The organism is Bacillus sp. RIT 809 (assembly GCF_016892495.1).
GTDB classification, from domain to species: Bacteria; Bacillota; Bacilli; order Bacillales; family Bacillaceae_G; genus Bacillus_A; species Bacillus_A cereus_U.
In genome coordinates this window covers 368,400-392,923 of record NZ_JAFEMR010000002.1, presented here as the reverse complement: position 1 = coordinate 392,923, position 24,524 = coordinate 368,400, and the positions used below count along the sequence as shown (strand labels likewise).

Below are 24,524 nucleotides of genomic sequence, written 5' to 3'. Positions count from 1 at the left end.
AGGAAATAAACATATAACCCCTGTTATGTAAGGAGTTTATTTAATGAGAAAAATCCCTATCGTATTCAAAGTTCCCCCGAATTCAAAGCTAAAAGTTACATTCTACGGTCCTTGTAACGAAGTAATTACAAATGTGTCTTTAATTAATCAACTACCCACCCCTACCTGCCAAACTGTATCTCAATATCCAGACTTTAAGAAATATATAACTGAAGTCCGATCATTATCAAATTGTTAATCGTATAATTTTATGATTTATCATTTCGAACAGTACGATAACAAAATAGTAAAAAGAGCCGCATCTTTCAAAAGAAACGGCTCTTTTTCATTTCACAAAAACATGACTTCATTAAAAAACTAAAATAACTCATTAATTGATATTCTATTGATATTTTGTTGATATTTTACACATATTAATGAAATGAGCATATATTATCGTATGGAGATTCTCCACTCATAAAACCTATCTTTTTTGAGCATACTTTGTTTGTATGTTCTTTTTTTATTCTTTACTTAACGGATTATCTTGTTAACATTTCCAAATATCCATCTAACTAAACATTGAATATTTCAAAAAAACATTTTCTTATAATGCACTATGAATATAAGTTTAATAATTTATCTGTAGCTACATTTTCAGTATCACTTAAATCGACAAAATAATGAAGTTGCCACAGTTGACTCTTCTTAGCTTGATTACTAACAGGTTTATCCCAAATAGGGTAAACCCTCATAGCCATTTTCCCTTTTTGGTTTTGCGTTTTTAATATTTTTTCTTTTAGAAGAATCTCTTTTGGAAAAATAAATTGTCCTAGTTTATTATCCGCTATACAAGTGATAACTAAAAGATTAGGAGCCGAATCATAAAAAAATGCCTGATTGCTCATAGAGGCATTTTTCTCCCAAAAAGAAACAAATTGTCCAATCTTATTAGGCGTAATTTTCGATACCCTAAATCGTATGCTTCTATTATTTAGCTGGAATACCCATCCTGCATATTCTGAATTTTGCTTTTCTTCTTTTCGTTTAGTAATTAATAGATTATTAGGTTTATAAATCATTTCATCTAGTTTTTCAATTATATTACTAAAATTTGTCATGTAAACGCACCTTTTTTATTTTTCAGTATACCAAGAACATTCGTTCTTGTATATCAAACTTAAACAAATGATGACTTTGAATAGTCTTTCAAAGATCATTTGATCTACTCCATCCATAACTTCAAATTTACTTTTATAGTATTTATTACATTACTCTTCCAATTTATTGTATTTTTCATTATTATATTAATATACCAATAAAAAACGAGGTACATATTACATGAATCCATCCAAAATTGACTTCGGCTCCATAGAGCAACCTTTCTTCCTATTAGTTTTATATCTTATCGCAATTCTTTTAACACTCGGCATTACATTTAATATATGTCATTCCCTTTTACTAAATTTAAATGCACCGAGATGGGTAGCAAAACTGTTAGCTATCGTATTAACTCTAGGTGTTGCTTATCAAGTATTTATGAACTTATTTTAATATATTACCTTCTAAATAACTTAAACTAAAAGGCCCTACCATAAGGTAGAGCCTTTTTTAAAAAAATAGTCCATAAATCACAAACATGTCTTTTATTTTATTGGAGATGGGAATCTTGCAGCTTCAAAATGCGTACTAATAAATCCTGGATCATTTTGTATAATCAATCCATCTACATCACTCTCAGCAAAAATTTCAACTACATCTCCTGCATGTAATTGAAGTATTGTTGAAACAGCTACGACATTTGCAAAATTGGGTGGACCAAAAAAGTCATTATCTATCGCTATAGCTGGATTATCATTTACCCGAATTTCTACACGCGCTCTATAATTCGTATTACTATCATTAGGTGCAAAGCTGATTGTACCAATAATAGAATAAACTCCTCTAGTCTTCGGAATAAACTCTGATGTTACTGGATTATATTCATTCGCTAAATCAAACTGTTCATTTGGGAATAATACTTTAACAAAAGTATTTGCAGTGACACTTTGATCTACTGTACTAACAGCTCTAAAAGCAGATGCCCTTACAAGCTTATCTTTCTCATTATCACAACACTTATCGTAATAATCTGTACTCTTCTTACAACAAGTATGCTGTAACAGCACATTTTCCATTTTGCATAGAATATCTCGACATTCTGTTATCTGTATACTCCACGCTCTGCCCTTTATTGAATGATAGCAACATCTTCTGCATTTCATTGGCAATGTTACCTTTTAGGCTTTTGATGAGTTTTTGTCTACCTTTTATAGTGTAGTTACATATGTCTTGACTGAAACTTTGAGGGAATCTTGTTTGTATGTCCGCTAGTAGGCGTTGATGACAGTTTCTTGCTTACCACGTTCCGATTGACCTAGCTATACATATATCCTTAGGTGCTTGCTGTAAGCCTGTTATCTTTACATCATCATCGTTAGATGTTCCGAATTTCATATCCTTTAATCTTACTTTTCGGTAGATAACATCGTCATTGACGACATACATATTTCTTATGTATTAATAATTTAGACCCGTATATTCGCAAGTTCGCCAGTCCGTTATTTGGACATTCTCACCATAGATATTTTGTAGCATCCCGATCTATCCATTACCATATGATTTCTCACTTAGGTTTTGTTCAGCCGACTTCACCTAGCTACATACAATTTGTGACTACTATCACGCCTTGCATGTAGGAGTATTAGATAAGTAGTTTCAGCTCAACCTGACGGCTTTCATTCCTACTTTCAGTCAATCAGTTGTTGTTATCAAATTGATGACCCTCCTATTTCGTGTTTACACACTTATAAGGAAACGTGTCGCGCAAAGGATTATTTTGTTCAGTTTTCGATACGAAAGCTTTATATTAACTTTTGTCATTATGTTGGATCATCTGTAAATTATTGATTACTTTTGTAAAACATAACATTTATCTATTAACTTATTTATCTTAATTGGTTATTATTTGTTTGAGATTAATTCTCAATTAAAAACCAAAAGGAATGTTTATCTTGAAGAAATTATTAGCTATTCCTGCAATTGCTGTATCACTTATCGGATTAGGTCAAACTGCCACATTCGCAGCAACAAAAGAAACAAATGTAAGTCAAAAAATCACTGAGCCTAACAAAGTACAGATTCCGCCAATTCAATATGCTTTAGAGGCAAATGAACCGTACGCTTTTTATGGATCAGGAGTTTTTAAGTTTTATCATAAAGGTGGAATAGACCTAAGAGTTTTCCTAAAAAACACTGGTGATGAAACTTTCAGTTATGATTTATACAATTCTAAAAATGGTTGGTTATCAAATGGAAAGCTAGCTCCTGGACAACAAACTATAAATGAATTCAGTACTAATTGGTCTGACTGGCTTCCTGATGGTGAATATAGGATTGTATTTAGAAATAATAGCGGTGCATTTTCTAAAGTCCAAATTGCTGCACGAGCATTAGATGAATAAGCGTCTTAATATTCATAATTTTTGAACTAACAATTTTATCAAGAGTAGCTAGTGAAATCTAGCTACTCTTTTCTACAAAATGAAATTTTTATACTAACTTGCTACCAACTGTCATTGCAGCATATCAAGTAACACTTCAAATATCGCTTCTAAAACATCAACTACTATACTATTACCAGCTAATGCATATAACGTTGCATTTCGTTTTCCCGGCTTAGTTGGAAATTCTTTTAACATACATCACCGAATCCTAATAACCTCCAACACTCACGCTCTGTTAAATACCGATACTGCGGATTGCTCAATCGAATAATCCCTGCATTCGGACAACGATCTTGTCTTTCAGTTATGGTGTAGCAATACTCATCAATTACATCCAGTTGCCGTTTATAACTCCCTGTAGGATTCGGATTAAACTCTTTAATTTTGTTCAGCATCGATGGAATATTAATTAAATACTGCGACGGAATTTCATCCTATGGTCCATACTCCATAAATTCTTTAATATCCCTCATTAGTTTAAATCTTAGTTTATTAAAATCTAACGCTTTGCCACCTAATGGCGAAATGCAAAATACTCGCTCTCGTGCATGCGGCACTCCAAATTTCCTAGCAATCTAGTACATCAAATGAATTTGTATAACCCAGCTTCTCCATTTCTTCCAAATAGTAATTGAATACTGGTACTACATTACGATCTAACACGCCTTTCACATTCTCCCAAATGATGACTTTAGGTCGCCATTCACCCATTTCTTTAATTATCCGCAGCGTTTCCAACATCAATTGAGATCGTGAATCTTCAGTATTACCTTTACGTGCCTTATTTGCTCTACTGTTATCTTGGCAAGGTGACCCGTGAACTAAAATATCAGGCTTTAAATTCCATCCTCTTACATCCTGCGGTTTATGCAGGTGGTCATATAGAGCGTTATATGCTTTCACTCTATTAGCTTGCCATTCTACGTAATCAATCGCTTTATGATCTATTCCTAAATTAACAAGTGACTTTCTGGGTGCTCCGATTCCCCCAAACAATTCAAGTATTTTAATCAAAGCCACCCCTCCTTTCTTTTCAAATAACGATTTTGTTTAGTTTTCTCTAAATAAATTAACTGCAGCTTACAAACAACGATACCGAGCTCTTCCTCGATGCATTCAACTGTAGTTTTAAAATACAATTAAATCCAAATAATTCATAAATAGTGATAGTATTAAATATAAATAATACGGGGGTGTTTTTATTTGGAAAAAGCGGTGAAAAAAGATTTAATTAAAGTTATATCCATAACTGTTATAGGCTGCATTCTTGTATTATTAGCCCCATTTATTTTTCAATATTTACCAGATTTTTAAAGTCATTGAAAAATGACTTTTTTATTTAAATAGCTATTTTGTTATAAAAACGCTGATAATAATTCTGCCTTCAATTTCTCTTGGAATCTCACAAACGTTTCATTTGAGAATCGAACAGCTGTACTTGGATACTTATATTGATAAAAACCATCATCGAATTGTATCTTTGTTTTGTCGTACCAATATTAAAACGCTACATCATTTGAGTACTCGTCCAAATCTACTTGTAATTCCTCAATGAGTTTCCATTCTGCCCTTGTATCCTCGTCTGTAAAGCGCCCTTCTCTACAATCGTAAAGTAAATTCTCTTTAAGATATTTAATGGTTCCTTCAATATCAACTACATCTTCATTTGCGATTTTACAAAGCATCTGATCCGGTCTTCTGCTAAGTAAGAATTCTCCTATGCTTTCGTTTTCTCTTAATCGAATTAATAATGTTTGGAAAGGGGGTGTAATATGGCAGAAATTAAAGTAGGACTTACACAATTTTTAGACTTCACACTGAAAAGTAGTGCAGCTAAAACAAACTTTGTAAAAAATCTAAAATCTCAACCTGAATACCAACCAGCTTTTGATTACTGGAAACAATTACGAGACACTGTTATTAAATTTCATCAAAACGAACTACCTTTTGAATGTTTTGAAACATTAGTACAAACGGTTGATCAGAAGAAAAAGCAAAACTACATTGATGTTATAAAGCAGTACAAAAAATTTATTAAAAACAAAGACGTCTCTTGGTTCGATCCAGGTAAATCACATTGGATATCAGATAATTTAATCGTCCGCTCATCACCTGAACTCGGTTTGCTCATTAATGATGAGCCGCATCTTATCAAACTGTTTTTCAAAGGAAAAAAAGAGCGAATTGATAAATACAACATCAACTCAACACTGACATTATTAAATGAATCAACATTTTCAAATGAACATAACGATGTGAATTATACGGTCCTTAACATCCAAAAGAACAGAATGTATACGAATAACTCTATTAACAATAATCATTTAATAGCGCTTGAATCAGAAGCTAACCAGCTTTGTTATATATGGAATAAGATGTGAAGGGTACTATTCATCTCTTTCAATACACTGTTCATGCATAATTTGGGCACAATTTTCACAACTCCAATCATTTTCGTTTATAGGAACTTTTTTTGCTGGTATGAAAGAATTCTCTAAAGTAGATAATTGGATTTCAATACTTAGAAGCATAGTAACAGTTCTACTAACACTTACTTTGGTTGTTGGATATGCATTGAGTTAACAAGCATTCCTTCAGTATCTCCCTCTGAATAAAACTCAATATTCCGTCCATACTGTAGATAAGCTGGTAAACAGCCGGAAATCTCTTGTGTGTAACCGTACTATTCGAGACTTCCTTCAAGACTGAGCAGTTAGCTTTTGCTAGCTGCTCTTTTTTCAAATACTAATTAATTTATCCCAGCACATTTTGAAAAAAAACGTATGGTATGGCGTATCCTTTCTTTGAGAAAACGAAACTCGTCACGAGAGCACTTTATTAAGTGCTCTTTTTCATATATAAATAACCCTACAAAATGAAATTTTTATATTAATCTAAATTACACATTTAATTGAATATTAATTCATCAGACACATATCATTTCTTATAAGAGCGTTCTGTACTTGCGCCCTTATATAAATACTCAAATTTATTCCCCCGTATATTTTTATAAATTGTATACAGTTCCATATGGAATTGTTGAAAAAGAAATTCCATATGGCGTAATATGATGCATTGGGTAATAATATTCCATAGATGAATAGTACGGTTGTATACCTTGCTGCATTTGCTGCTGTGCTTGTAACGCTTGTTGAACAGCGTGAATTGTACTTTGTGCTCCGCTATACGTAATACCCGCCGTACCATACGGACGCATTCTAGCTCGGGTATCAAAATATGAATAAAACATTATTATTCAACTCACTTCCATATAAGTTATTACAAAGTATGTTATGATTCTTAATTTCAGTGAGTGTTAAAAACTGGTTCACTAGCCTTTATTCAAATAGCGTTTTTGTTATAGCCTTTTTAACTTGTCTTTTCCTTTAATCTTTACTTTCCAACCCAAGATTTTAATTGATAGTACTTCCGCTTTTCTATCATTAGGAGCATAAATTTCATCTCCTACTTTCAAATCACCATCTTGTATCATTAACTCAAAATCATAGATCAATTTTTCCATTTAGTTCTCTTCCTTCTCAAATAACGATTTTGTATTAAATCTACACAACCCTAAGAAGCATACATACGATATCTTTTTCAATATTAATTTTGGTCAGAGAGCGCATTGGAAAGCGCTCTTTTATGTTTAAATAAGGATTCTGTTCTGTTTTTTTATTTACGCTGTTTTCGTAAGAATTGTTGCTATCTTGACCATACTGATAAAAGGTTGACTTTCAACTAGTAAATTGGATTTAAAGGAGGGTTAACATGAAAGATGAATTAAGTATAAATATTTATTTAGATGAAACTGATACTCCGTTTTCAAGATATTATAGCTCAGATGATGTTCACCTAAGCTCTGACCTTGAAGATTTTATTTTGTCAAAGCTGCACAGTGGCAAAATAAAAGAAGTAGAAATATTTTTTTCAGGTCAGAATGATTTTGACGAAAAGTCATTGAAGACTGCCACATTTAACACTTTTTCTAACCTCTTGAACGAAGAGGAATATACATATGAAAGAAATGTCAAAAAGGCTATTGTTTTGTTTGTGCTTGGTATTATTGTTGGGTTAATATTCTTGAAACTTTCAAGCACTCATGCCTATGTTGCAGGAGTATTAAGCATTGTGTGTTGGGTTTTTATTTGGGCAGGTACAGAGGTTTATTTTTTTGAAAATCAGCAAATCAAACGAAATATCAGAAAATGCAAGAATATTCTAAATGGTAATATGCACAAAAAATAGAATTTTAGTAAATATTTATATTTATAAAGCTGATTTTCGGATTCTACCTTGTGCATTTATTTAGGTTATTGTTTGGACTTGGAAATCGTGTTGAAGATTAATAGCGTCATACGAAGAAAGCTTTCATAAATACTTAAGACCTGGATTTAATCTAAGGTCTTATTTTCATCGCAAAAAAACAACAATCTATACGAAAAGGGCCTTTATTTAAAACATATAAATAAAGGAAAGTAATTATCTTGATCATTACGCACGCCCTATCATGTCACCTATACAAAGTGCTCTTTTTTTGTTTGTATAATTAATTAATTAATGCTTGTTTAAACTACAAATAGTTGGTCCTTTCCAAACACCAGCTTGCTTCCATTGTTGTTTCATTTCCCCTACATAAGAGGGGCTACAATCATACATAATGCTAATATCTTTATCTGGGATGCCTTGTTGATTCAATTCGCGTACACGCTCCGGAGTAAGCCCAATGGGTATATCTTTTCGTTTTCCAACTTAAACGATCATCACGAAGACCTGTATTATTGATGGTTGTATAATTTTTATCCTTACTAACTCTAAAAGTTGCCATCCCATCTACCCCCTTATGCAAATCGCGATGTAAAACTCATTTTCCTTAATGACTTTCTCTATCCGATAACCTGGATAACCAATTTGTATATAACGTGCAATCAACTGTTTTAATTCATCTGTTGATTGTGCTCTCTCCCACAACTTGCGAGAGAGAAGCACCTTTGATGTATTACTCACCTTCAATCACAAATTCAGCTTGTCCGTTACCTTCAGTTGAGTGTTCTACTTCAATTGGATCTGCTTCAATGAATACTGGTTCTTCCGTGATATCTTTGCGAACCACTTCGTCATGCTGCGCTTGTGACTGAACTTCAATACTGATTGGTAAGTATTTAAACATGTAACGAACCACTGTTTTCTTCGCCATTTCGTCATAGTCACTTGCCCATGGACTATAGCTTGAATTAGCAGCTGCAGAACGTTGACGACGTTTTTCAATTTCACTTTTTGGCATAAATTCCATTTGATGCCAACCACCCTTGAAATGAGCGACTGCGGATGTAATCCCAGTTCATATTCGAATTCATCATTTTCATATACTGCATGAGCGTAAATGCTTTGGATATGACCTGAACGTCTTGCAAGGTCAATCATCCCTTTGTAGCCAATGATGAACTGTACTTATACCAAAACTCGGAAACATTCCACTGCAAAAATTAAAAGGTGTTGATCTTGAAAAGTTTTATGGCGATCTATCTGAAACTATGAAGCCTGTTACAGTTCGAAGTATTCACCAAATTATTCGTACCGCGCTTTCTTACGCTATGAGACATGAAATTGTAAAAAAGAATGTAGCTGATGTAGTAAGCCCTCCTAGAGGTGAAGAAAAAACAGTAAATACTTGGTCCGAGGAACATGTCCTTTGCTTTTTAGACAATGCAAAAGATAGTAGGTACTATGTTGCATACCTATTAGCTATTACTTGCGGAATGCGTAAAGGAGAAATCTTAGGGCTTCAATGGAAGGATATTGATTTTGAGAGAAGAATTTTATCAGTTAACCGTTCCCTCTCTCATATCACCAAAGAATTTCATGAACCTAAAACATCTACAGGAAAGAGATTAATTGTTCTGCCTGAAATTACTTTACAGTCTCTTCAAGAACATCTCCAGAAGATAAATGAAGAAAAAGAACGGCATGGCAATGGATATAATAATTATGATTTAGTTTGCCCAACCTATAATGGTAACCCCTGCAATTTCAGAAGTTTGACACAGCTCTGGAAAAAGCTTATAAAGAAAAGTGGGGTTCCTGATATTCGGTTCCATGATCTGAGACATACCCACGCAACATTAATGTTGAAACGAGGTATTCATCCGAAGATTGTTAGTGAACGATTAGGACATAAAAGAGTAGGTATCACACTGGACACCTACTCACATGGTGTACCAGGACTTCAGGAAACTGCGGTGGATTAATTTCCAAACGAATTATTCGGAAAGAAAAACTCTCGTTAGAATTTCGTTAGAAGTTTTCGTTTCCAGGCAAAAACGCCGCCTAAATAACCCAAAATATTATAAGTGAAAAAGGAGCAACAAAACATGAGAGAAATCAAGTCTGACAAGGAATTCAAAGACATCATCGCAAGCGAGGAGCCAGTAGTTGTTAAGTTCTTTACTACATGGTGCCCAGATTGCGTGCGTATGGACAACTTTATCGGAGATGTAATGGAAGAGTTCAATAAGTTTGAATGGTATTCTATTAATAAAGATGAGTTCCCAAGTATTGCTGAAGAGTATCAAGTAATGGGTATTCCAAGCCTACTTGTATATCAAAATGGCGAAAAGTTAGGTCACTTACATAGTGCAAATGCAAAAACGGAAGAGCAAGTTACTGAGTTTTTAGAAGCATACTAAGAAACGAAAAACCTCTGAAAAATCATCAGAGGTTTTTTTCGTTTTCAAATTGGTCTTTGCCTTTGTCTCTTTCTGGAAAGTGAATATTATAATGCTTTCTCCTCTTCTTATTGAAGAATTTTTTTATCATTTCTTATATATTACTCACACGGGGAATTACAAAGAGTCATTTTGTGAAAAATATATATGAAAGAAATTATGAGAATCATTATTCTCGCCCTCTTTCCTTTTGCCATAATCAGCATTAATTGTTTAATAAATTTCCACTTTGTGCTTTTCAACATATTTTTCCTTAACGAAACTTTGTTATCCCCTTCTTAAAAAGCTATAAAACGTCAACAATGTTTGTATAGACCCACACGAGTTTCGTTTGATACTCTATGTATAGAAAGAAACTCCTTGTAGAAAGGCGAGTGATTAAAATGGATTCTCTTTCTCATAAAGAAGCTGATAAAGGTGCTATTGTCAGCATTATAGCCTACATATTTTTATCCTCTTTGAAAATCATCATCAGTTATATTACCCTCTCTAGCGCATTACGTGCTGACGGTTTGAATAACTTAACGGATATTGGTGCTTCTTTAGCAATATTAATTGGCCTAAAAATTTCTCGTAAGCCTCGTGACCCAGATCATCCATATGGGCATTCGCGTGCAGAACAAATCGCATCACTTGTTGCTTCCTTTATTATGGCAACGGTCGGATTAGAAGTTGTGATTAGTGCAATTCAATCGTTTTTAAATCCGAAACAAGCAGCGCCTAATGTACTCGCTGCGTGGGTTGCTTTATTTTCTGCCGTCGTAATGTATTTCGTATATAAATATACGAAAAAGATTGCGATTCAAACAAAGAGTAAGTCGTTAGAAGCCGCTGCAAAAGATAATTTATCAGATGCTCTCGTAAGTATTGGTACAGTAATAGGTATTGTCGGAGCACAGTTCAAAATGCCTATTTTAGACCCTATTGCTGCTTTAATTGTCGGTTTTATTATTTGTAAGACTGCATGGGAAATTTTCGTAGAAGCTTCTCATATGCTAACGGATGGAATCGATCCTGAGAAAATGGATGAATATGCTGATGCTATCGAGCATATTTCAGGTGTAGAACATATTGTAGATATTCGCGCTCGTATGTATGGGAATCAAACGTATGTAGATATTACAATTGAAGTAGATGCTCGAATGGATGTTAGCGAAAGCCATTGTATTACTGACAATATTGAAGATATGCTTCGAAAGAAATTCGGAATTTACCATGCTCATATTCATGTGGAGCCTATGCAAAAAGAACCTATTATGACATAGGTTCTTTTTTAATGAACGCCTTATGAAATATAACACATAAAACGAGCCAGCTACCGCCCGCTGCCCATCCGGCTAATATGTCAGATGGATAGTGCACGCCAAGATAAATTCGGCTAACTGAAATAGATAATACAACGAAGCTTGCTATAAAAATAAGCAGCAACTTTTTATGCAATGAAATACGATCTTCTGTAATTGTGACGTATGCAATAAATCCTAAAAAAGCAGTAGCGTTCATCGTATGACCGCTCGGAAAGCTATATCCAGTTGCTGTAACAAGCTGCGTCACATCAGGTCTTGCTCGTTCGTACCATAGTTTGAGCATACTGTTCAAATAACGTGATCCGTAATAATTAATTGTTAGAAGTAATGCACTTAATATTTTTTTTCTAAGAAGAAAATACATTACAAGTATAATGAGTAACGGGAAATATATTCTTTTTGAACCGATAAAGGATACCCAAGTAAAATAGGTTGTCAAATAATCGTTTCGGAAACTTTGAATAAAGTGTGCGACTACATTATCAAATTTTTCAATACAAGCGGTATGATACGAAAGTGATAGTGCGACAAAACAAATGAGTAGTGTACAACTTAACAAGTATAAATGTCGGTATCGTTTCACATACATAACCTCACTATGCAAAAAAATGGAGCGGTTGTTTTAGTTTTCCTCTCCATTTCTTTTTTATGCATAGTTTATTAAAAAATATTATTGTTAATTTTTTGCTGCATCGTTGGAATATCTTCGTTTGTTACTGTAAAGCGAATAACCTTCTCATCAAGATCAAGCGCTTCTGCGAATAAACCAGCCAATCCACGTGATTTTCTATCTACTTCCATAATGATTTCTAATCGGTCGTGGGCACTTGGCAAAATTAATAATTCTAATTCATCTAATTTCCCATAATACTCTCCGGAAACTGGAATAAACTCAAATTCTTGCGCGAATGGAACTTGCTTACGTAATCGATACGGTAATTCTTCGCATTCTATATGACGCGCTTTAAAACCTAATTGATTTACACTAGCTAATACACTGTTCAATAGCGCATTCGGCAATACTTGAATATAATCACGGTCACTTGGATCAATACTACGTTTAATATCAAGACCTGTATGAACCCAAACCGTTTTCATTCCAAGTGTTAGTGGTGCTTCAATTGGCATTAAAAACGAAAATGGAATTTCCACTTTTTCATTTGGCTCTACAGAAAATGGATCTGTTAAACGAACTCGCTCTAAATCATACGATGCAGTTACTTTTTTATCATCCACTTCTCTTACATATGACGTCGACAACGTTAAGTAAATGCTTTCAATTTCTTGGCTAACTGAACCTCCAGTTATATGAACCTTCCCTACTATCTCTTCTCCAACTGTATACTCATCTCTTTCAAGAACAGTATCTACTTTTGCACTTCCAATTCCAACGCTTGCTAAAAACTTTTGAAACATGGGGTCTCCATCCTTTCTAAAGCGTAAGCTACATCTTTTTTCAAATCTTGTACATTTTCATAGTATGGCGCTTTCATTTGTAACATTCGCATTAGCATGTCGCGATTATATTCTTCCAGCACTAACTCTTCATACCAAGGTTTTTCCTTTTTTTCAGTCGATTCATAACCAGCATACAATAAAAATAATACGAAATGACCGAGCGCATAAAAGTCGCTACGAAAGTGAACTTCTCGCATCAAAGCTTGTTCACCTTCATAAGTTATAGCTCGCTCATCACCCTCACCTTTCAATTTAGCCAATCCAAAATCAATAATACTAATCTGATTTTCTTTCATTAATATGTTTGGAATACGTAAATCTCGGTGAATGATACCTTTACTATGAAAATACGAAACAATTCCTAGTACTTCATATAAAATTTCAAAAACTTCACGTTCATCATATACTTGCCCATCTAAGAAAATATGATCTTCGAAATTTTCCCCCGGCATATACTCCATCACAAAAAAGTTCTTTTTCTCCCATATGAAATGATCATGTAGATTAGGAATTGACGCATGATTTAATGTTTGTAAAATCACTTTCTCTTGCTCAAATGATTTTCTACCAGACTCATATCTTTGTTTACTTTTCCTTAATTGTTTTAAGACCTTATATTTATTTATTTGTAAATCATTAACGACATATGTAACCCCATAACTGCCCATTCCAATTACTGATTCAATCTTATAACGCTCTGCAACGATTGTATTTTTTCGCAGTGGTCTATCAAATAAAGCTAGTATACGACGCCATTTCATCAGCTACTTGAAAAGAAGCTACGGCTTTTACGTTTTCTTTTATAATGCTGATGCCCATAACCAGATGAACGTCGTTTATTATCGCTACTTGAATACGAGCGCCCTCTATGACGATAATCACTACTTGAATACGAACGATGTTTTTTCTTTCCTAATAAAGAATCAATAATTTTTTTGAACATCCCTTCACCTCTTGTATAAAATTTTCTTTTAATTATACCAACAATTCTTGTCTATATTTGTGACAAGTTTGTAAAGAGCAAAAAACGACGAGTTAAGCCCGCCGTTACTTTCAATCTTCCTCTTCATCAAAAACTTCATCAATCATGCATTTCTCTAATAAATACTCAAATGTAATATCTGCCAGGTCCTCAATTTCTTCTCTTTTTGGAACGTACCCTCTTTCAATTAGTCGCTCATAAAAAAACTCCGCAATCTCTTCCGTGTCAATTACGACTTCAATTTCCTTCATGAGCATCACTCCTTTATTTCTGTTTTATGAAAAAATCTCAAAATTATGTATATGAGATTAGAAAAATAGTTTTTTCTTTTTTATAAGTCATATCATGTAGGCAAAGGGCATACGATGTTAGTACAAGCTATCCAAAGGGGGAAATAATAATGGAATACCAATACGAAGTAGAGCAAACAAAAGAAGCGTTCATGCATGAAGATCAATGGGCAGACTCTCTTATTAAATGGCTTTTTATTTTTTTAATAATTGTAGGCATACCTTATACTGCATATGTTGTTGTTCAATTTATTCTCTCTTTCTAGTTAACTATTTTTTCTCTGTCAATTTAACTAAATAATTTTGAACAACATCCATAACAATTTTATATTCTTCATCTTTAAATGTATCGAATAATAAATGATAATCATTATAAATATCTAATAACCCATCAATAATTTCTTGGCGATTCGTCTTTACACTTACTTTTTTCGAATTGTTAATTGACTTCAATTTTCCTAAATCCAATTTATTCATACCAGCTTTATCTTGTTTCATTTTCTTCAAAATTGCATTTGCCGTTTGTGCATTGGCAAGTAATGTTAAATCAGATTCATCAGCTTCTAACCATTCACCATCAGTAATTCGTGACAATTCATATATAGTATCTTCCCATGCATCATTTTTATATCTCCATACTTCTGTACGAAAACCAACAATACGAAAAACATCTTTATCATATCCAGTTACTTGCACGAGATCACCAAACGTAAAGTTATAATTTAATTCAATCCACTCTGTGTCGCCCTTTTTCATTTCTTGCTCTGTTACATGCTGTAAAGTTTGCTCAACGTAAAACCCATCGTGATTATTTACTTCGTATACGTAAACTCCATCTAAAATCTTCATATTTGTGATTTTTCCAACGGTTCCATATAGCGTAATCACGACTATGTCCCCTACGTTGTATTTAGGTTGTTTTTTTCTTGCCATCTCTATCTCTCCTTTTTTTGACGTCGTGATTTTGATAACAGTATATGCAACCTACATAAAAACGCTTATCACAGAAGCTTATATTCATAAATTTTTTCAATAAAAAAATATCACTACATAAAAATTTATGTGAAACGCAAAAAAAGCTAGTAAATAGACTAGCTTCAAATCAAGAAATTTCGTATAAAAAAACATACAGAATACATTACTTTTTTAAAGTGAAGTATTCTGTATGTTTTTTTATACTTTCTATCTCTCTTGTATATACAAATCCCATGCATCATCAAATATAGACATACTTTCTAGCATTCCACTTAACTCTAAGTATGAACTAATTACATCATAGTCTTCAGATTGCTTCGGAAAACTTAAATCATCATACATCGCCTCTGCTAAATCTGATATTTCATTTTTAAATAAAGCTGCACGGTGCTTCATCATATAATGGTAAAATGTCTTTTTCAAAAATATTCCCTACCTTTCTAACTTGGGTACATTATACAAGGCAAAAAAGAAAAAAACCAGCATAAAAGCTGGTTAAAAGTCGAAATAATTCCTTTTTAATAAACGTGGTCTTCCCATCAACTCTTCGTATGTTAGTTGTTTTGGCAAATCTTTCGTATAAATTAAAAACAACTGATCTTCAATTTCTTTTACAGTATGGTCTGCTTGATAGTCCATTCCACATGAGGAACAAGTAATACATGGTGTCTCTTGGATTTCAATGGCTTTCGTACCATCTGGTAATTCCCAATATACAGTATTCAAGCTTTCTTTCGCTTCTGTACTGTCACACCACATACAATTCATACTACGTCACCCTCATTTTTTTTGTCATCATCTAACTTTGCTATTTGTGCTTGATATTTTTTATCTTTTAATTGATCACGCTTATCACGTTTATCTTTTAAAGAAGCATGCGTTTCATTGACTTCATAATCTTTACGGCGATTCATACGTTGTAAATCATCTGGAACAAGATTAAATTTCCTATCACTCATCAATCCTGCAACGCCGATATCAGAACGTTTCTCTTCATAAGTCGGATAAATTTCTTTAAAGTAGCCTTCTGCTCTTCCTGGGATATAGTTTTCTGGTTCTGGATACGTTGTAATAACCCCTTCAAAGTTACGAAGAACAACTTTATCCGCACTTTGTGAAATTAAATAGTTTGGCTGAAGCGCAATTTTTCCGCCTCCGCCCGGTGCATCAACAACGAATGTCGGTACTGCATAACCAGATGTATGTCCACGTAAGCCTTCAATAATTTCAAGACCTTTCGAAACTGGTGCACGGAAATGACCGATACCTTCTGATAAATCACATTGATAAATATAATATGGACGAACACGAATTTTCACTAAATCATGCATAAGTTTTTTCATAATTGGAACGCTGTCATTAATTCCAGCTAAAATTACAGCTTGGTTTCCAATTGGAACACCTGCATTCGCAAGCATTTCACATGCTAGTTTCGATTCTTCTGTAATCTCAATAGAAGTGTTAAAATGCGTATTCAACCATACTGGATGGTATTTTTTAATAATGTTACACAGGTTTTCTGTAATACGCTGCGGGAATACAACTGGTGCTCTCGTTCCGATACGAATAATCTCGACATGCGGGATTGCTCGTAAATTCTTTAATACATATTCTAAAATTTTATCATTAATTAGAAGTCCATCACCGCCAGAAATTAAAACGTCACGTACTTGTGGTGTTTCACTAATATAAGCAATCGCATCATCTAATTGCTTTTTCGGTACGCCCATTCCAATTTGTCCACTAAAACGACGACGTGTACAGTAACGACAATACATAGAACATTGATTCGTTACTAAAAATAGTACGCGGTCTGGATAGCGATGCGTTAATCCTGGAACTGGTGAATCTTCATCTTCATGAAGAGGATCTTCTAAATCATATTTTGTTTTATATAACTCTTCCGAAATCGGTACTGATTGCATCCGAATCGGACAGCGTGGGTCATCAGGATTCATTAGCCAAGCATAGTACGGTGTAATGTTTAACGGGATCGTCTTCGTTGAAATTTTAACACCTTCTTCTTCTTCAGGTGTTAAGTTAATTATTTTCTTTAAATCATCTAAAGTTTTGATCGTATTCGTTAATTGCCAAACCCAGTCATTCCATTGTTCTTCTGTAACATCTTTCCATAATTCAATATCCTTCCAGTGACGATTTGGTTTGTATACATCATGTAACATTGCTATTCCCCCTTTTTATACGCTCATCCTTTATATAAGCAATAATTATGCCAACTTCATATACTTGATAAGTAAATACGAGAAATACCCTATTATATAAGAGAATAAATATTTTTAAGTGCTGTACTAAAACGATATTTACTATCATATTCATTACTCGTTATATATGTAAACGCTCTTTTATTGGTGCAAACACACAAAAACCGCCGATTATTCGGCGGTTTTGTCGTACTTGCTCAGTTTATATTGAAGCGTTTGACGCGGAATACCTAACATTTTTGCTGCTTGCAAAATATTCCCTTCCGTTTCAATTAATGCTTGATCTATTAATTCCTTTTCCGTTTGATGAAGAGCTTCCCTAAGTGGTAATATACTTTTCTTCTTCGGAAGTTTCTCTTTCCGAAATGTTCGTGGTAAGCAATTTGCTGTTAACGAATTCCCTTCCGTAATAATGACAGCATGTTCAATCGTATGTTTTAACTCACGAACATTTCCAGGCCATTGATAAGCTTGTAATCTTTCTTTCGCTTCCTTATCAATTTGAAGTACACCTTTTTTATAACTTTTATTATATTCTTTCAAAAAGTAAGACGCTAATAACAGTACATCCTCAGTTCTTTCGCGAAGCGGCGGAATATATAATGAAAACACATTTAATCGATAGTATAAATCAGTGCGAATTTTATTTTCTCTTAAACATACTTCTGGAGGCTGATTCATTGCAGTAATAACGCGAACATCTACTTTTCTCGTCTTATTATCACCAATGCGACGAATAACTCCATCTTCTAATACACGTAGCATCTTCGCTTGTAAATCAAGTGGCATTGAATTAAGTTCATCTAAAAACAATGTTCCTCCATCTACAAGTTCAAATAATCCCGCTCGTTCAATTGCCCCTGTATAGCTTCCTTTTGTAGTTCCAAACAATAAACTTTCTAATAGCGACTCTGGCAAAGCTGCGCAGTTTTGTGCAATAAATGGCTTGTTTTTCCGTTTAGAAGCTTCATGAATTGCTTGCACAAATAGCTCTTTCCCTGTTCCTGTTTCACCATATATTAAAACATTTGCATCAGTTGGAGCTACTTTTTGAGCTAACTCTTTCGTCTGTTTAAAGCGGGAATCATTTGTTACAATTGTCTCGAATGCAACATGCTTTTTTACCATTTTTTTGCTAGTCGACCGTTTTATTTTCGATTGTAAATCTACGATTGTGTCAGTAAGCGTTTGAATTGTAGAATAATCTTTCGCAATTTCAACAGCACCGGCAATATTTCCATCTATAAAAATAGGTAGCGTCGTATTTACCGTACAAACGTCTTCCCCATTTAAATTTTGATAATGCTGAACTTGATGTACAATCGGTTTTTTCGTATGTAACACTTTCATTAGTGTACTCGTTTCCCTAGATAATGAAGGGAATGCTTCTAATAAATGTTTTCCTAGCACATTCTCAATTTTCGATCCATCATGTTTTGCAGCAACTGTATTATAAAAAATTGTAATACCATTTTCATCCACTGCATGTATAGCCTCATCAATACTGCCCAAAATCGCTTCAATGACTTCTTGTGTCGAAACTGCTAGCAATGTCATCCCCCCTCTTGCCGAAAATCTGGCAAATGCATGCCGGATTTCCGGCATCCCTCTGTACGATTATAAGCATGACGATTCCGTTCTATGATTTTGATGAAATTTATATATATTTCTATTGCTTATTTATGGTTAAATGAAACTTTAATCAGTGGGGCTTTATTCATCCCCACTGATTATTAACCCGACTCCCACCTAACTTCTTTGCTTTACAGCCGAATTTTGAGGCGGGAGTCTTACTGCTTTCGAATAGCTGGATAAATCTTTCACCCATATATTCATATCTTCCAACTTATCAAAAATGTAGCAATTATTCGCAAGCCTTCCCGTATATGTATAGCCTAATTGATGAAAGGCTGCATTCATACCGAAAGATAGCGAGCGAGCAATTGTATAAGAACAAAAAATAGATTTTTCTTGGAGCTCTTCCTCCAATTTAATTAACAGACTTTTCATGAAACCATGTTTTCGATATTCAGGTAATGTAGCACAATTCGTTAATTCTGCATTTCCTTCTTTCACGTTCATTTCAGCAGATGCTGTACTAATAATTTTTCCCTCGAATTCATAAACATAGTAAATTGTATCGTCTTCCTTCATCGTCTGCTTTACATAACTCGCATCATTTAAAGGTGTCGGATAAACTTCAAATACTTTCCCAAAGACAATTGCTAATTCTTCCGCATCCTCTTCTGTCGCTTTTCTTAACACAAATTCCTCTGGGACTATTTTTTCTTTCACTTCTTTTGCTTTTACACCACTTAAAATGGTATCTTCCTCAGTCCAATGAATACTATTTCGTCTTTCATCATTATGATATTTCACGAAGAAGTGCGCATCGTGTCCTTGAAAATAATGAGGTATCGTTGCTTCCAGTAAGAAACCGAAAGAGAGCCATGTTGAAACATGCTCTCCCTTTCCTTTAATAATACATTTAGTGAAAGAATGTTTCTCTGCTAATTCATCGATTGTTTGTATAATACTTTCAACATTTCCTGTATAGTGATCAACTCTAACACGTTTATTAAAATAATCTAAAACCCCTTCTACTGTGTAATGCTTTGTCTGTTCACTAAAAGATTCATAGTATTTCATTTCTTCACCTCACACCAATCTAGTAATGTACATGCAATTATTTTTGCGGCAGCAATCATTTTATCAACTTCTATATATTCGTTTGGATAGTGTGCTACTTTCGTCTCTCCTGGACCAAATACTATCGTTGGTACGTTAGCGATTTGTGTGAACAAACCTCCATCTGTTCCCCATGGCGAAGCTTCTATAATCGGTTCGTTCCCTTCGATTTCAACAAAGTTATGTTGAAGCGTTGTAATAAGTGGATGATTTTCTTCTAGTTCACCAGGAACCCATCTCGCTCCAAACCATTCTACTTCTACAGGATTTTTTACAAACCAACTATCCACTTCTTTTAATTCACCAATCCAGCCTTCAAACTCTTCTTTTGCTGCCTCTATAGTCTCATTCGGCGCAATACCACATCTTCCTTCTAAAATTAATGAATCGGGAACAGAACTTGGCCAGCTTCCTCCTTCAATTTTCCCAACGTTAATTGGAATTGGAATCGGAATCCCCTTAAATAACGGATCTGTAATTCGACCGTTTCTCTTCTCTTCTAATTTTCTCAAATGATCTACAACAAACATACTTTTTTCAATTGCACTTACTCCTTCATAACGTGTACCACCGTGTGCTGCTTTGCCTTTTATATGTAGACGAAACCACATTGACCCTTGTTGTTTCGGGAAAAACTTCATATTCGTCGGCTCAGGAATAATAACGCCATCTGCCTTATATCCTCGTAAAATAGCGGCTAATGTTCCTGCCCCACCGCTCTCTTCTTCTATTACACTTTGAAAATGTATATCACCTTTTAGTTCAATACCAGATTCAACAATCGCTTCCATCGCAAGCATAAGTGAGACATTGCCGCCTTTCATATCTGTTGTTCCACGTCCATATATGCGGTTTCCTATTTTCTCTCCACTGTATGGATGATGATCCCACTGATTTACATCCCCTTCTGGCACGACATCAATATGCCCGTTCAAAATCATAGATTTCCCTTCGCCACTTCCTTTTAAAGTCGCTACAATGTTCGGGCTATCTGTAAAGCTTGTACGAGGTGATACGAAATAAGGGTGCTCTTTCATTTCATTAAAAGCAGGCTCCCAAATATCAAGGTCTAGACCTAACTCACGCAACTTTTCAATAACAATTGCCTGCGCACCACTTTCATCACCAGATACGCTCTTTTCTTGAATTAATCGTGTTAAAAATTTTACGCTCTCTTCTTCATGACTCTCAATATAATCACAAACTTGTTTTTTTAATTGCTCCATATATTACAACTCCCCTCATTCAATTACTAGTAAATTTGAGCTTATATGAAAATCAGCTGTCGTATGTCGTTTTACATCTTCTACAGTGTACGGACTCATTAATTCTTGTAAGACAAGTCCTCTTGGAGTCACTTCCATGACAGCCATGTCTGTAATAATTAAATCTACACATTTTTTCGAGGTTAATGGCAATGTACATTCCGAAACAATCTTTGCATTTCCGTATTTATCAACATGATTCATCACAACAACGACCCGCTTCGCTTTTTGCGCTAAATCCATCGCTCCTCCAATACCTGGAACACGTTTTCCTGGTACAATCCAGTTCGCTAAATCACCATTTTCACTTACTTGTAACGAACCAAGTATCGTAACATCAAGTAATCCTTTTCGAATCATGCCAAATGCCATGCAGCTATCAAAATAACTTGCTCCTGTAATGAGAGATGTTGGTAAACCGGCTGCGTTACATAAATTCTCATCTTCATTCCCTTTACTTGGCGTTGGTCCCATACCAACAATACCGTTTTCCGCATGAAACATAACATTCATATCTTCTGGCAAATGATTCGGTACAAGCGATGGAATCCCAATACCTAAATTTACAAGCATACCATTTTGAATTTCTTTCGCTGCACGTCTTGCAATCTTATCTCTTACTTCTATGCCCATACCCATTTCCAATTCACTCCTTCCGATGGCACGATATAATTTACAAATACACCTGGGACGACAATTTCTTCTGGATCTAAACTTCCAAGTGGAACAATTTCTTCTGCTTCTACAATCGTTATGTCACCAGCCATAGCTACGTGTGGATTCATATTACGAGCGCTTTTATCAAATACAAGATTGCCAAACGGATCCGCCTTTTTCGCGTATACAATTGCGACTTCAGCCGTTAAAGCTGTTTCAACTAAATATATCTTTCCATTCATTTCAACTGTACGCTTTCCTTCTTCTACAATCGTATCAACACCAACATCAACTAAAATACCACCAAGCCCTACACCACCAGCGCGAATACGCTCTGCGAGTGTTCCTTGCGGAGAGAATTCAATTTGCAATCTTCCTTCATTTAATTGTCTTCCCGCATTTGGATTTGAACCAATATGAGAAGTAACTAAAGATTTAACCCTTTCATTCGTAACAAGACGACCGATTCCTACATCAGGAAATCCAGTATCATTTCCTATTAAATTTAAATTTGTAATACCTTTATCTAAAACAGCTTGAATTAAAGATGGAGGGGATCCGATTCCTCCAAATCCCCCAAACATTAATGTCATATCATCATGGAACAAAGAAATTACTTCCTCTATTTCTTTTAATTTACCGAATGTATTTGTAATGGTTGTCATGCGATACTATGCCCTCCTTTTTGCATCATCTCTTCCACGCTCTGTACAAAAATTGAAAGTAATTCATCTAACTCAGAATATGTAGTTGTCATTGGTGGTGCAACAAGCAGTGCACTATCCTCTTTTCCTGCTTGCCCTGAAACAGCTTGGTATAAGAGCAGTCCATTTTTAGCAGCAACTGAAATAAGCTCCGACGCTTTTGTAAACGGTTGCAATTCTATTCCAATTAGCAATCCTTTTCCACGCACATCGGCAATGATTGTAGATTGTTGCTGAACTTTCTGCAAACCTTTTAATAAATACTCTCCCTTTTCTGCTGTTTTTTCAGGTAAATTATGTTTCTCCATATATTCAATAACAGCTAAAGCCGTTGCTGCAGACAATGGATTTGCGCTAAGCGTATGCCCGCTCATTACAGAACGTGATCCATGTAAAATCGGCTCCATAACACGGTCACTTACAATTGTCGCTGCCATTGGTGTATAACCCGCTCCTAGCCCCTTACCAAGCGTCATAATATCCGGTTCTACACCCCAGTGCTCCATAGCAAACCATGCACCAGTACGACCAAGTCCCGTCATTACTTCATCCGCAATAAATAATATATCGTAATGACTACAAATATCTTTAATTACTTTATAGTATTCTTTCGGTGGGACAACCGCGCCTCCAGCAGCTCCGATAATCGGTTCAGCAATAAAAGCTGCAATATGTTCTGCACCAATTCGTTCAATCGCTCTTTCTAGTTCAGTCGCACAAGCAAGCTGACATGTTGGATATACCTTCTGCATCGGACATCTGAAACAATATGGAGCTGGAATAGTCGGATAATCTTCCAAAATTGATACGAAACGTTGTCTACGTAACGGATGCCCCGACATAGATAAAGCTCCCATCGTAATACCATGATAGCTCATCCAGCGCGACAAAATTTTGTGTTTCCCTTGAATGCCACGCTCCTGAAAATGCTGAATTGCAATTTTCATAGCTGTTTCATTTGCTTCCGTACCACTATTCACAAAAAAGCTCCAGTTCAAATCTCCTACACTTAAATCACTCAACTTCTTCGCTAATTTTTCAGCCGGTTCACTCGTAAACTGTGATCTATAAACGAATGCAATCTCCTCTGCCTGTTTTTTAATAACTTCCGCAATCTCTGTTACGCCATGTCCAATACCTGCCGTAATCGCTCCTGACGAACCATCAAAATATTTATTTCCGTTTTGATCATATAAATAAACACCTTTTCCATGTGAAATCATTGGATACGGCTGACCAACAAGTGGTTTAATTAAGTAATCGCGCATAGCGCTCCCCCATTTCTCCAATTTGTATATATATATGAAGAAAATTGACGTTTCTTTCATAAAAAAGAACCCTCTGCGAAAGCAGTGAATTTATCAAAAAACTATTATAAAATATACAAATGAGTGCTAAACATTATTTTAAAAACAGAAAATTCAGAACTTAAAATGAAGACCAACCCTTACCTGTATGCTTAAATCCCCCTCTCTGATTTAAGATAACAACAAATTGAATGTTTTTTTAACATAATATCAGCTCCCCCTCAATTGCTGACATTGTGTAAACTTCGACGGAACTCCCGTTATTCTCCTTCCTATTATCCTACTTTATATTGCATATTTTCAAACAAAATTCGACATTTTACTTCGCCATATTTATTGTAACTATTACTTAATAAATAGTATCACCTGTTTAGAACAATAAAAAAAGAACCGATTAACCATATTAATCAGTTCGGCACG

Annotated in this window: 33 protein-coding genes and 2 pseudogenes; 9 read left to right on the top strand and 26 right to left on the bottom strand. The window is 34.7% G+C overall.

Going from position 1 to position 24,524, the window contains the following annotated elements:
• The first annotated feature begins 43 nt into the window (after window positions 1-43).
• The gene (locus JTF23_RS04325) at window positions 44-238 is read left to right on the top strand and encodes a hypothetical protein (protein ID WP_016104771.1); all 195 of its coding nucleotides are present in this window, start codon (window positions 44-46) and stop codon (window positions 236-238) included.
• A gap of 358 nt (window positions 239-596) precedes the next feature.
• Here JTF23_RS04325 and JTF23_RS04320 read toward each other — a convergent pair whose 3' ends face one another.
• Entirely contained in the window at window positions 597-1,100 is a 504-nt protein-coding gene (locus JTF23_RS04320) for a MepB family protein (RefSeq protein ID WP_016104770.1), read from the bottom strand.
• A 220-nt stretch (window positions 1,101-1,320) separates the two neighbouring features.
• Here JTF23_RS04320 and JTF23_RS04315 point away from each other — a divergent pair, with 220 nt between their 5' ends.
• A complete protein-coding gene (locus JTF23_RS04315) occupies window positions 1,321-1,533 on the top strand; it encodes a hypothetical protein (RefSeq protein ID WP_002157952.1) in 213 nt (70 codons plus the stop codon).
• Window positions 1,534-1,625: 92 nt separating this feature from the next.
• Here the strand turns inward: JTF23_RS04315 and JTF23_RS04310 are convergent, their stop codons facing one another.
• Entirely contained in the window at window positions 1,626-2,156 is a 531-nt protein-coding gene (locus JTF23_RS04310; RefSeq protein WP_204208181.1) for a complement C1q domain-containing protein, read from the bottom strand.
• A pseudogene (locus JTF23_RS27700) lies at window positions 2,125-2,364 on the bottom strand (group II intron reverse transcriptase/maturase); the annotation flags it as partial. The pseudogene JTF23_RS27700 and the gene JTF23_RS04310, both read right to left, overlap by 32 nt.
• A 668-nt stretch (window positions 2,365-3,032) precedes the next feature.
• Between JTF23_RS27700 and JTF23_RS04305 the strand changes: the two are divergent.
• Complete coding sequence (locus tag JTF23_RS04305) at window positions 3,033-3,482, top strand: hypothetical protein (protein WP_204208180.1); 450 nt, start codon at window positions 3,033-3,035, stop codon at window positions 3,480-3,482.
• A 111-nt stretch (window positions 3,483-3,593) separates the two neighbouring features.
• Here the strand turns inward: JTF23_RS04305 and JTF23_RS28450 are convergent, their stop codons facing one another.
• The 4 genes from JTF23_RS28450 to JTF23_RS28435 form a co-directional block, all read right to left on the bottom strand.
• Window positions 3,594-3,719, bottom strand: a complete 126-nt coding sequence (locus tag JTF23_RS28450; RefSeq protein WP_483862066.1) for a hypothetical protein — start codon at window positions 3,717-3,719, stop codon at window positions 3,594-3,596.
• Entirely contained in the window at window positions 3,713-3,919 is a 207-nt protein-coding gene (locus JTF23_RS28445) for a hypothetical protein (protein WP_483862065.1), read from the bottom strand. The genes JTF23_RS28450 and JTF23_RS28445 overlap by 7 nt, the downstream gene beginning before the upstream one ends.
• Window positions 3,920-4,091: 172 nt before the next feature.
• Window positions 4,092-4,538, bottom strand: coding sequence for a DNA cytosine methyltransferase (locus JTF23_RS28440; protein WP_483862064.1), 447 nt, complete (start codon window positions 4,536-4,538; stop codon window positions 4,092-4,094).
• Window positions 4,539-5,023: 485 nt separating this feature from the next.
• On the bottom strand, window positions 5,024-5,326 hold the full coding sequence (locus tag JTF23_RS28435) for a phiTE_072 family protein (protein ID WP_483862063.1): 303 nt from the start codon (window positions 5,324-5,326) through the stop codon (window positions 5,024-5,026).
• Here JTF23_RS28435 and JTF23_RS04290 point away from each other — a divergent pair.
• Window positions 5,297-5,905 carry a hypothetical protein gene (locus JTF23_RS04290; protein WP_204208179.1) on the top strand — a complete coding sequence of 203 codons (609 nt, stop codon included), beginning with the start codon at window positions 5,297-5,299 and terminating at the stop codon, window positions 5,903-5,905. The two genes, JTF23_RS28435 and JTF23_RS04290, sit on opposite strands and share 30 nt — an antisense overlap.
• Before the next feature lie 626 nt (window positions 5,906-6,531).
• Here JTF23_RS04290 and JTF23_RS04285 read toward each other — a convergent pair.
• The gene (locus JTF23_RS04285; RefSeq protein WP_002119188.1) at window positions 6,532-6,774 is read right to left on the bottom strand and encodes a DUF3947 family protein; all 243 of its coding nucleotides are present in this window, start codon (window positions 6,772-6,774) and stop codon (window positions 6,532-6,534) included.
• 108 nt (window positions 6,775-6,882) lie between these two features.
• Window positions 6,883-7,047: a hypothetical protein gene (locus JTF23_RS04280; protein WP_164881549.1), complete on the bottom strand. Its 165-nt coding sequence runs from the start codon at window positions 7,045-7,047 to the stop codon at window positions 6,883-6,885.
• Between the two features lie 248 nt (window positions 7,048-7,295).
• Between JTF23_RS04280 and JTF23_RS04275 the strand changes: the two genes are divergently transcribed.
• Window positions 7,296-7,772, top strand: coding sequence for a hypothetical protein (locus tag JTF23_RS04275; protein WP_204208178.1), 477 nt, complete (start codon window positions 7,296-7,298; stop codon window positions 7,770-7,772).
• Between the two features lie 309 nt (window positions 7,773-8,081).
• Here JTF23_RS04275 and JTF23_RS04270 read toward each other — a convergent pair whose 3' ends face one another.
• Together JTF23_RS04270 and JTF23_RS04260 are read right to left on the bottom strand one after the other, a co-directional pair.
• On the bottom strand, window positions 8,082-8,222 hold the full coding sequence (locus JTF23_RS04270; RefSeq protein WP_252187996.1) for a hypothetical protein: 141 nt from the start codon (window positions 8,220-8,222) through the stop codon (window positions 8,082-8,084).
• A 301-nt stretch (window positions 8,223-8,523) separates the two neighbouring features.
• Window positions 8,524-8,969 (bottom strand): annotated as a pseudogene (locus JTF23_RS04260) (recombinase RecT); the annotation flags it as partial.
• Window positions 8,970-9,130: 161 nt separating this feature from the next.
• Between JTF23_RS04260 and JTF23_RS04255 the strand changes: the two are divergent.
• The 3 genes from JTF23_RS04255 (at window position 9,131) to JTF23_RS04245 (ending at window position 11,514) form a co-directional block, all read left to right on the top strand.
• Window positions 9,131-9,772: a site-specific integrase gene (locus JTF23_RS04255; RefSeq protein ID WP_374100888.1), complete on the top strand. Its 642-nt coding sequence runs from the start codon at window positions 9,131-9,133 to the stop codon at window positions 9,770-9,772.
• 123 nt (window positions 9,773-9,895) lie between these two features.
• Window positions 9,896-10,210: a thioredoxin family protein gene (locus tag JTF23_RS04250; RefSeq protein ID WP_001206934.1), complete on the top strand. Its 315-nt coding sequence runs from the start codon at window positions 9,896-9,898 to the stop codon at window positions 10,208-10,210.
• A gap of 422 nt (window positions 10,211-10,632) precedes the next feature.
• Entirely contained in the window at window positions 10,633-11,514 is an 882-nt protein-coding gene (locus tag JTF23_RS04245) for a cation diffusion facilitator family transporter (RefSeq protein WP_002157961.1), read from the top strand.
• Here JTF23_RS04245 and JTF23_RS04240 read toward each other — a convergent pair.
• The 5 genes from JTF23_RS04240 to JTF23_RS04220 all read right to left on the bottom strand — a co-directional run bounded on the left by JTF23_RS04240 (window position 11,504) and on the right by JTF23_RS04220 (window position 14,247).
• A complete protein-coding gene (locus JTF23_RS04240; protein WP_002157962.1) occupies window positions 11,504-12,139 on the bottom strand; it encodes a phosphatase PAP2 family protein in 636 nt (211 codons plus the stop codon). The two genes, JTF23_RS04245 and JTF23_RS04240, sit on opposite strands and share 11 nt — an antisense overlap.
• Before the next feature lie 77 nt (window positions 12,140-12,216).
• A complete protein-coding gene (locus tag JTF23_RS04235; RefSeq protein WP_002157963.1) occupies window positions 12,217-12,972 on the bottom strand; it encodes a sporulation protein in 756 nt (251 codons plus the stop codon).
• A complete protein-coding gene (locus tag JTF23_RS04230) occupies window positions 12,954-13,775 on the bottom strand; it encodes a serine/threonine protein kinase (protein ID WP_204208176.1) in 822 nt (273 codons plus the stop codon). The genes JTF23_RS04235 and JTF23_RS04230 overlap by 19 nt, the downstream gene beginning before the upstream one ends.
• Window positions 13,775-13,957 (bottom strand): hypothetical protein, encoded by a 183-nt coding sequence (locus JTF23_RS04225; RefSeq protein WP_002141661.1) that lies wholly within the window; start codon window positions 13,955-13,957, stop codon window positions 13,775-13,777. The genes JTF23_RS04230 and JTF23_RS04225 overlap by 1 nt, the downstream gene beginning before the upstream one ends.
• A 110-nt stretch (window positions 13,958-14,067) precedes the next feature.
• The gene (locus JTF23_RS04220) at window positions 14,068-14,247 is read right to left on the bottom strand and encodes a YozD family protein (RefSeq protein WP_002012644.1); all 180 of its coding nucleotides are present in this window, start codon (window positions 14,245-14,247) and stop codon (window positions 14,068-14,070) included.
• A 149-nt stretch (window positions 14,248-14,396) separates the two neighbouring features.
• Between JTF23_RS04220 and JTF23_RS04215 the strand changes: the two genes are divergently transcribed.
• Window positions 14,397-14,552 (top strand): DUF3930 family protein, encoded by a 156-nt coding sequence (locus JTF23_RS04215; RefSeq protein ID WP_204208175.1) that lies wholly within the window; start codon window positions 14,397-14,399, stop codon window positions 14,550-14,552.
• 4 nt (window positions 14,553-14,556) lie between these two features.
• Here JTF23_RS04215 and JTF23_RS04210 read toward each other — a convergent pair whose 3' ends face one another.
• From JTF23_RS04210 to JTF23_RS04165, 10 genes are all read right to left on the bottom strand, one after another.
• On the bottom strand, window positions 14,557-15,219 hold the full coding sequence (locus tag JTF23_RS04210; protein ID WP_002119090.1) for a hypothetical protein: 663 nt from the start codon (window positions 15,217-15,219) through the stop codon (window positions 14,557-14,559).
• A 249-nt stretch (window positions 15,220-15,468) separates the two neighbouring features.
• On the bottom strand, window positions 15,469-15,684 hold the full coding sequence (locus tag JTF23_RS04205; RefSeq protein ID WP_002085796.1) for a YozE family protein: 216 nt from the start codon (window positions 15,682-15,684) through the stop codon (window positions 15,469-15,471).
• A gap of 72 nt (window positions 15,685-15,756) precedes the next feature.
• The gene (locus tag JTF23_RS04200; RefSeq protein WP_002085797.1) at window positions 15,757-16,029 is read right to left on the bottom strand and encodes a YokU family protein; all 273 of its coding nucleotides are present in this window, start codon (window positions 16,027-16,029) and stop codon (window positions 15,757-15,759) included.
• Entirely contained in the window at window positions 16,026-17,444 is a 1,419-nt protein-coding gene (kamA, locus tag JTF23_RS04195) for a lysine 2,3-aminomutase (RefSeq protein ID WP_204208174.1), read from the bottom strand. The genes JTF23_RS04200 and kamA overlap by 4 nt, the downstream gene beginning before the upstream one ends.
• A gap of 210 nt (window positions 17,445-17,654) precedes the next feature.
• Window positions 17,655-19,040, bottom strand: coding sequence for an arginine utilization transcriptional regulator RocR (gene rocR, locus JTF23_RS04190; RefSeq protein ID WP_087952667.1), 1,386 nt, complete (start codon window positions 19,038-19,040; stop codon window positions 17,655-17,657).
• Window positions 19,041-19,232: 192 nt separating this feature from the next.
• The gene (gene ablB, locus JTF23_RS04185; protein WP_002200607.1) at window positions 19,233-20,132 is read right to left on the bottom strand and encodes a putative beta-lysine N-acetyltransferase; all 900 of its coding nucleotides are present in this window, start codon (window positions 20,130-20,132) and stop codon (window positions 19,233-19,235) included.
• Complete coding sequence (locus JTF23_RS04180) at window positions 20,129-21,397, bottom strand: peptidase (RefSeq protein ID WP_204208173.1); 1,269 nt, start codon at window positions 21,395-21,397, stop codon at window positions 20,129-20,131. Before JTF23_RS04180 ends, ablB begins: the two co-directional genes overlap by 4 nt.
• A gap of 15 nt (window positions 21,398-21,412) precedes the next feature.
• Window positions 21,413-22,075: a CoA transferase subunit B gene (locus JTF23_RS04175; RefSeq protein ID WP_204208172.1), complete on the bottom strand. Its 663-nt coding sequence runs from the start codon at window positions 22,073-22,075 to the stop codon at window positions 21,413-21,415.
• Complete coding sequence (gene atoD / locus JTF23_RS04170; protein ID WP_002202119.1) at window positions 22,060-22,758, bottom strand: acetate CoA-transferase subunit alpha; 699 nt, start codon at window positions 22,756-22,758, stop codon at window positions 22,060-22,062. Before atoD ends, JTF23_RS04175 begins: the two co-directional genes overlap by 16 nt.
• On the bottom strand, window positions 22,755-24,065 hold the full coding sequence (locus JTF23_RS04165) for an aspartate aminotransferase family protein (RefSeq protein WP_002148184.1): 1,311 nt from the start codon (window positions 24,063-24,065) through the stop codon (window positions 22,755-22,757). Before JTF23_RS04165 ends, atoD begins: the two co-directional genes overlap by 4 nt.
• Between the last annotated feature and the right edge of the window lie 459 nt (window positions 24,066-24,524).

Coding starts and splice junctions, on each gene's coding strand:
- JTF23_RS04325 (WP_016104771.1), top strand. CDS start 44: ATGAGAAAAATCCCTATCGTATTCAAAGTTCCCCCGAATTCAAAGCTA.
- JTF23_RS04320 (WP_016104770.1), bottom strand. CDS start 1,100: ATGACAAATTTTAGTAATATAATTGAAAAACTAGATGAAATGATTTAT.
- JTF23_RS04315 (WP_002157952.1), top strand. CDS start 1,321: ATGAATCCATCCAAAATTGACTTCGGCTCCATAGAGCAACCTTTCTTC.
- JTF23_RS04310 (WP_204208181.1), bottom strand. CDS start 2,156: ATGGAAAATGTGCTGTTACAGCATACTTGTTGTAAGAAGAGTACAGAT.
- JTF23_RS28450 (WP_483862066.1), bottom strand. CDS start 3,719: ATGTTAAAAGAATTTCCAACTAAGCCGGGAAAACGAAATGCAACGTTA.
- JTF23_RS28445 (WP_483862065.1), bottom strand. CDS start 3,919: ATGCTGAACAAAATTAAAGAGTTTAATCCGAATCCTACAGGGAGTTAT.
- JTF23_RS04290 (WP_204208179.1), top strand. CDS start 5,297: ATGGCAGAAATTAAAGTAGGACTTACACAATTTTTAGACTTCACACTG.
- JTF23_RS04285 (WP_002119188.1), bottom strand. CDS start 6,774: ATGTTTTATTCATATTTTGATACCCGAGCTAGAATGCGTCCGTATGGT.
- JTF23_RS04280 (WP_164881549.1), bottom strand. CDS start 7,047: ATGGAAAAATTGATCTATGATTTTGAGTTAATGATACAAGATGGTGAT.
- JTF23_RS04275 (WP_204208178.1), top strand. CDS start 7,296: ATGAAAGATGAATTAAGTATAAATATTTATTTAGATGAAACTGATACT.
- JTF23_RS04250 (WP_001206934.1), top strand. CDS start 9,896: ATGAGAGAAATCAAGTCTGACAAGGAATTCAAAGACATCATCGCAAGC.
- JTF23_RS04245 (WP_002157961.1), top strand. CDS start 10,633: ATGGATTCTCTTTCTCATAAAGAAGCTGATAAAGGTGCTATTGTCAGC.
- JTF23_RS04235 (WP_002157963.1), bottom strand. CDS start 12,972: ATGTTTCAAAAGTTTTTAGCAAGCGTTGGAATTGGAAGTGCAAAAGTA.
- JTF23_RS04230 (WP_204208176.1), bottom strand. CDS start 13,775: ATGAAATGGCGTCGTATACTAGCTTTATTTGATAGACCACTGCGAAAA.
- JTF23_RS04225 (WP_002141661.1), bottom strand. CDS start 13,957: ATGTTCAAAAAAATTATTGATTCTTTATTAGGAAAGAAAAAACATCGT.
- JTF23_RS04220 (WP_002012644.1), bottom strand. CDS start 14,247: ATGAAGGAAATTGAAGTCGTAATTGACACGGAAGAGATTGCGGAGTTT.
- JTF23_RS04215 (WP_204208175.1), top strand. CDS start 14,397: ATGGAATACCAATACGAAGTAGAGCAAACAAAAGAAGCGTTCATGCAT.
- JTF23_RS04210 (WP_002119090.1), bottom strand. CDS start 15,219: ATGGCAAGAAAAAAACAACCTAAATACAACGTAGGGGACATAGTCGTG.
- JTF23_RS04200 (WP_002085797.1), bottom strand. CDS start 16,029: ATGAATTGTATGTGGTGTGACAGTACAGAAGCGAAAGAAAGCTTGAAT.
- kamA (WP_204208174.1), bottom strand. CDS start 17,444: ATGTTACATGATGTATACAAACCAAATCGTCACTGGAAGGATATTGAA.
- rocR (WP_087952667.1), bottom strand. CDS start 19,040: ATGACATTGCTAGCAGTTTCGACACAAGAAGTCATTGAAGCGATTTTG.
- ablB (WP_002200607.1), bottom strand. CDS start 20,132: ATGAAATACTATGAATCTTTTAGTGAACAGACAAAGCATTACACAGTA.
- JTF23_RS04180 (WP_204208173.1), bottom strand. CDS start 21,397: ATGGAGCAATTAAAAAAACAAGTTTGTGATTATATTGAGAGTCATGAA.
- JTF23_RS04175 (WP_204208172.1), bottom strand. CDS start 22,075: ATGGGTATGGGCATAGAAGTAAGAGATAAGATTGCAAGACGTGCAGCG.
- atoD (WP_002202119.1), bottom strand. CDS start 22,758: ATGACAACCATTACAAATACATTCGGTAAATTAAAAGAAATAGAGGAA.
- JTF23_RS04165 (WP_002148184.1), bottom strand. CDS start 24,065: ATGCGCGATTACTTAATTAAACCACTTGTTGGTCAGCCGTATCCAATG.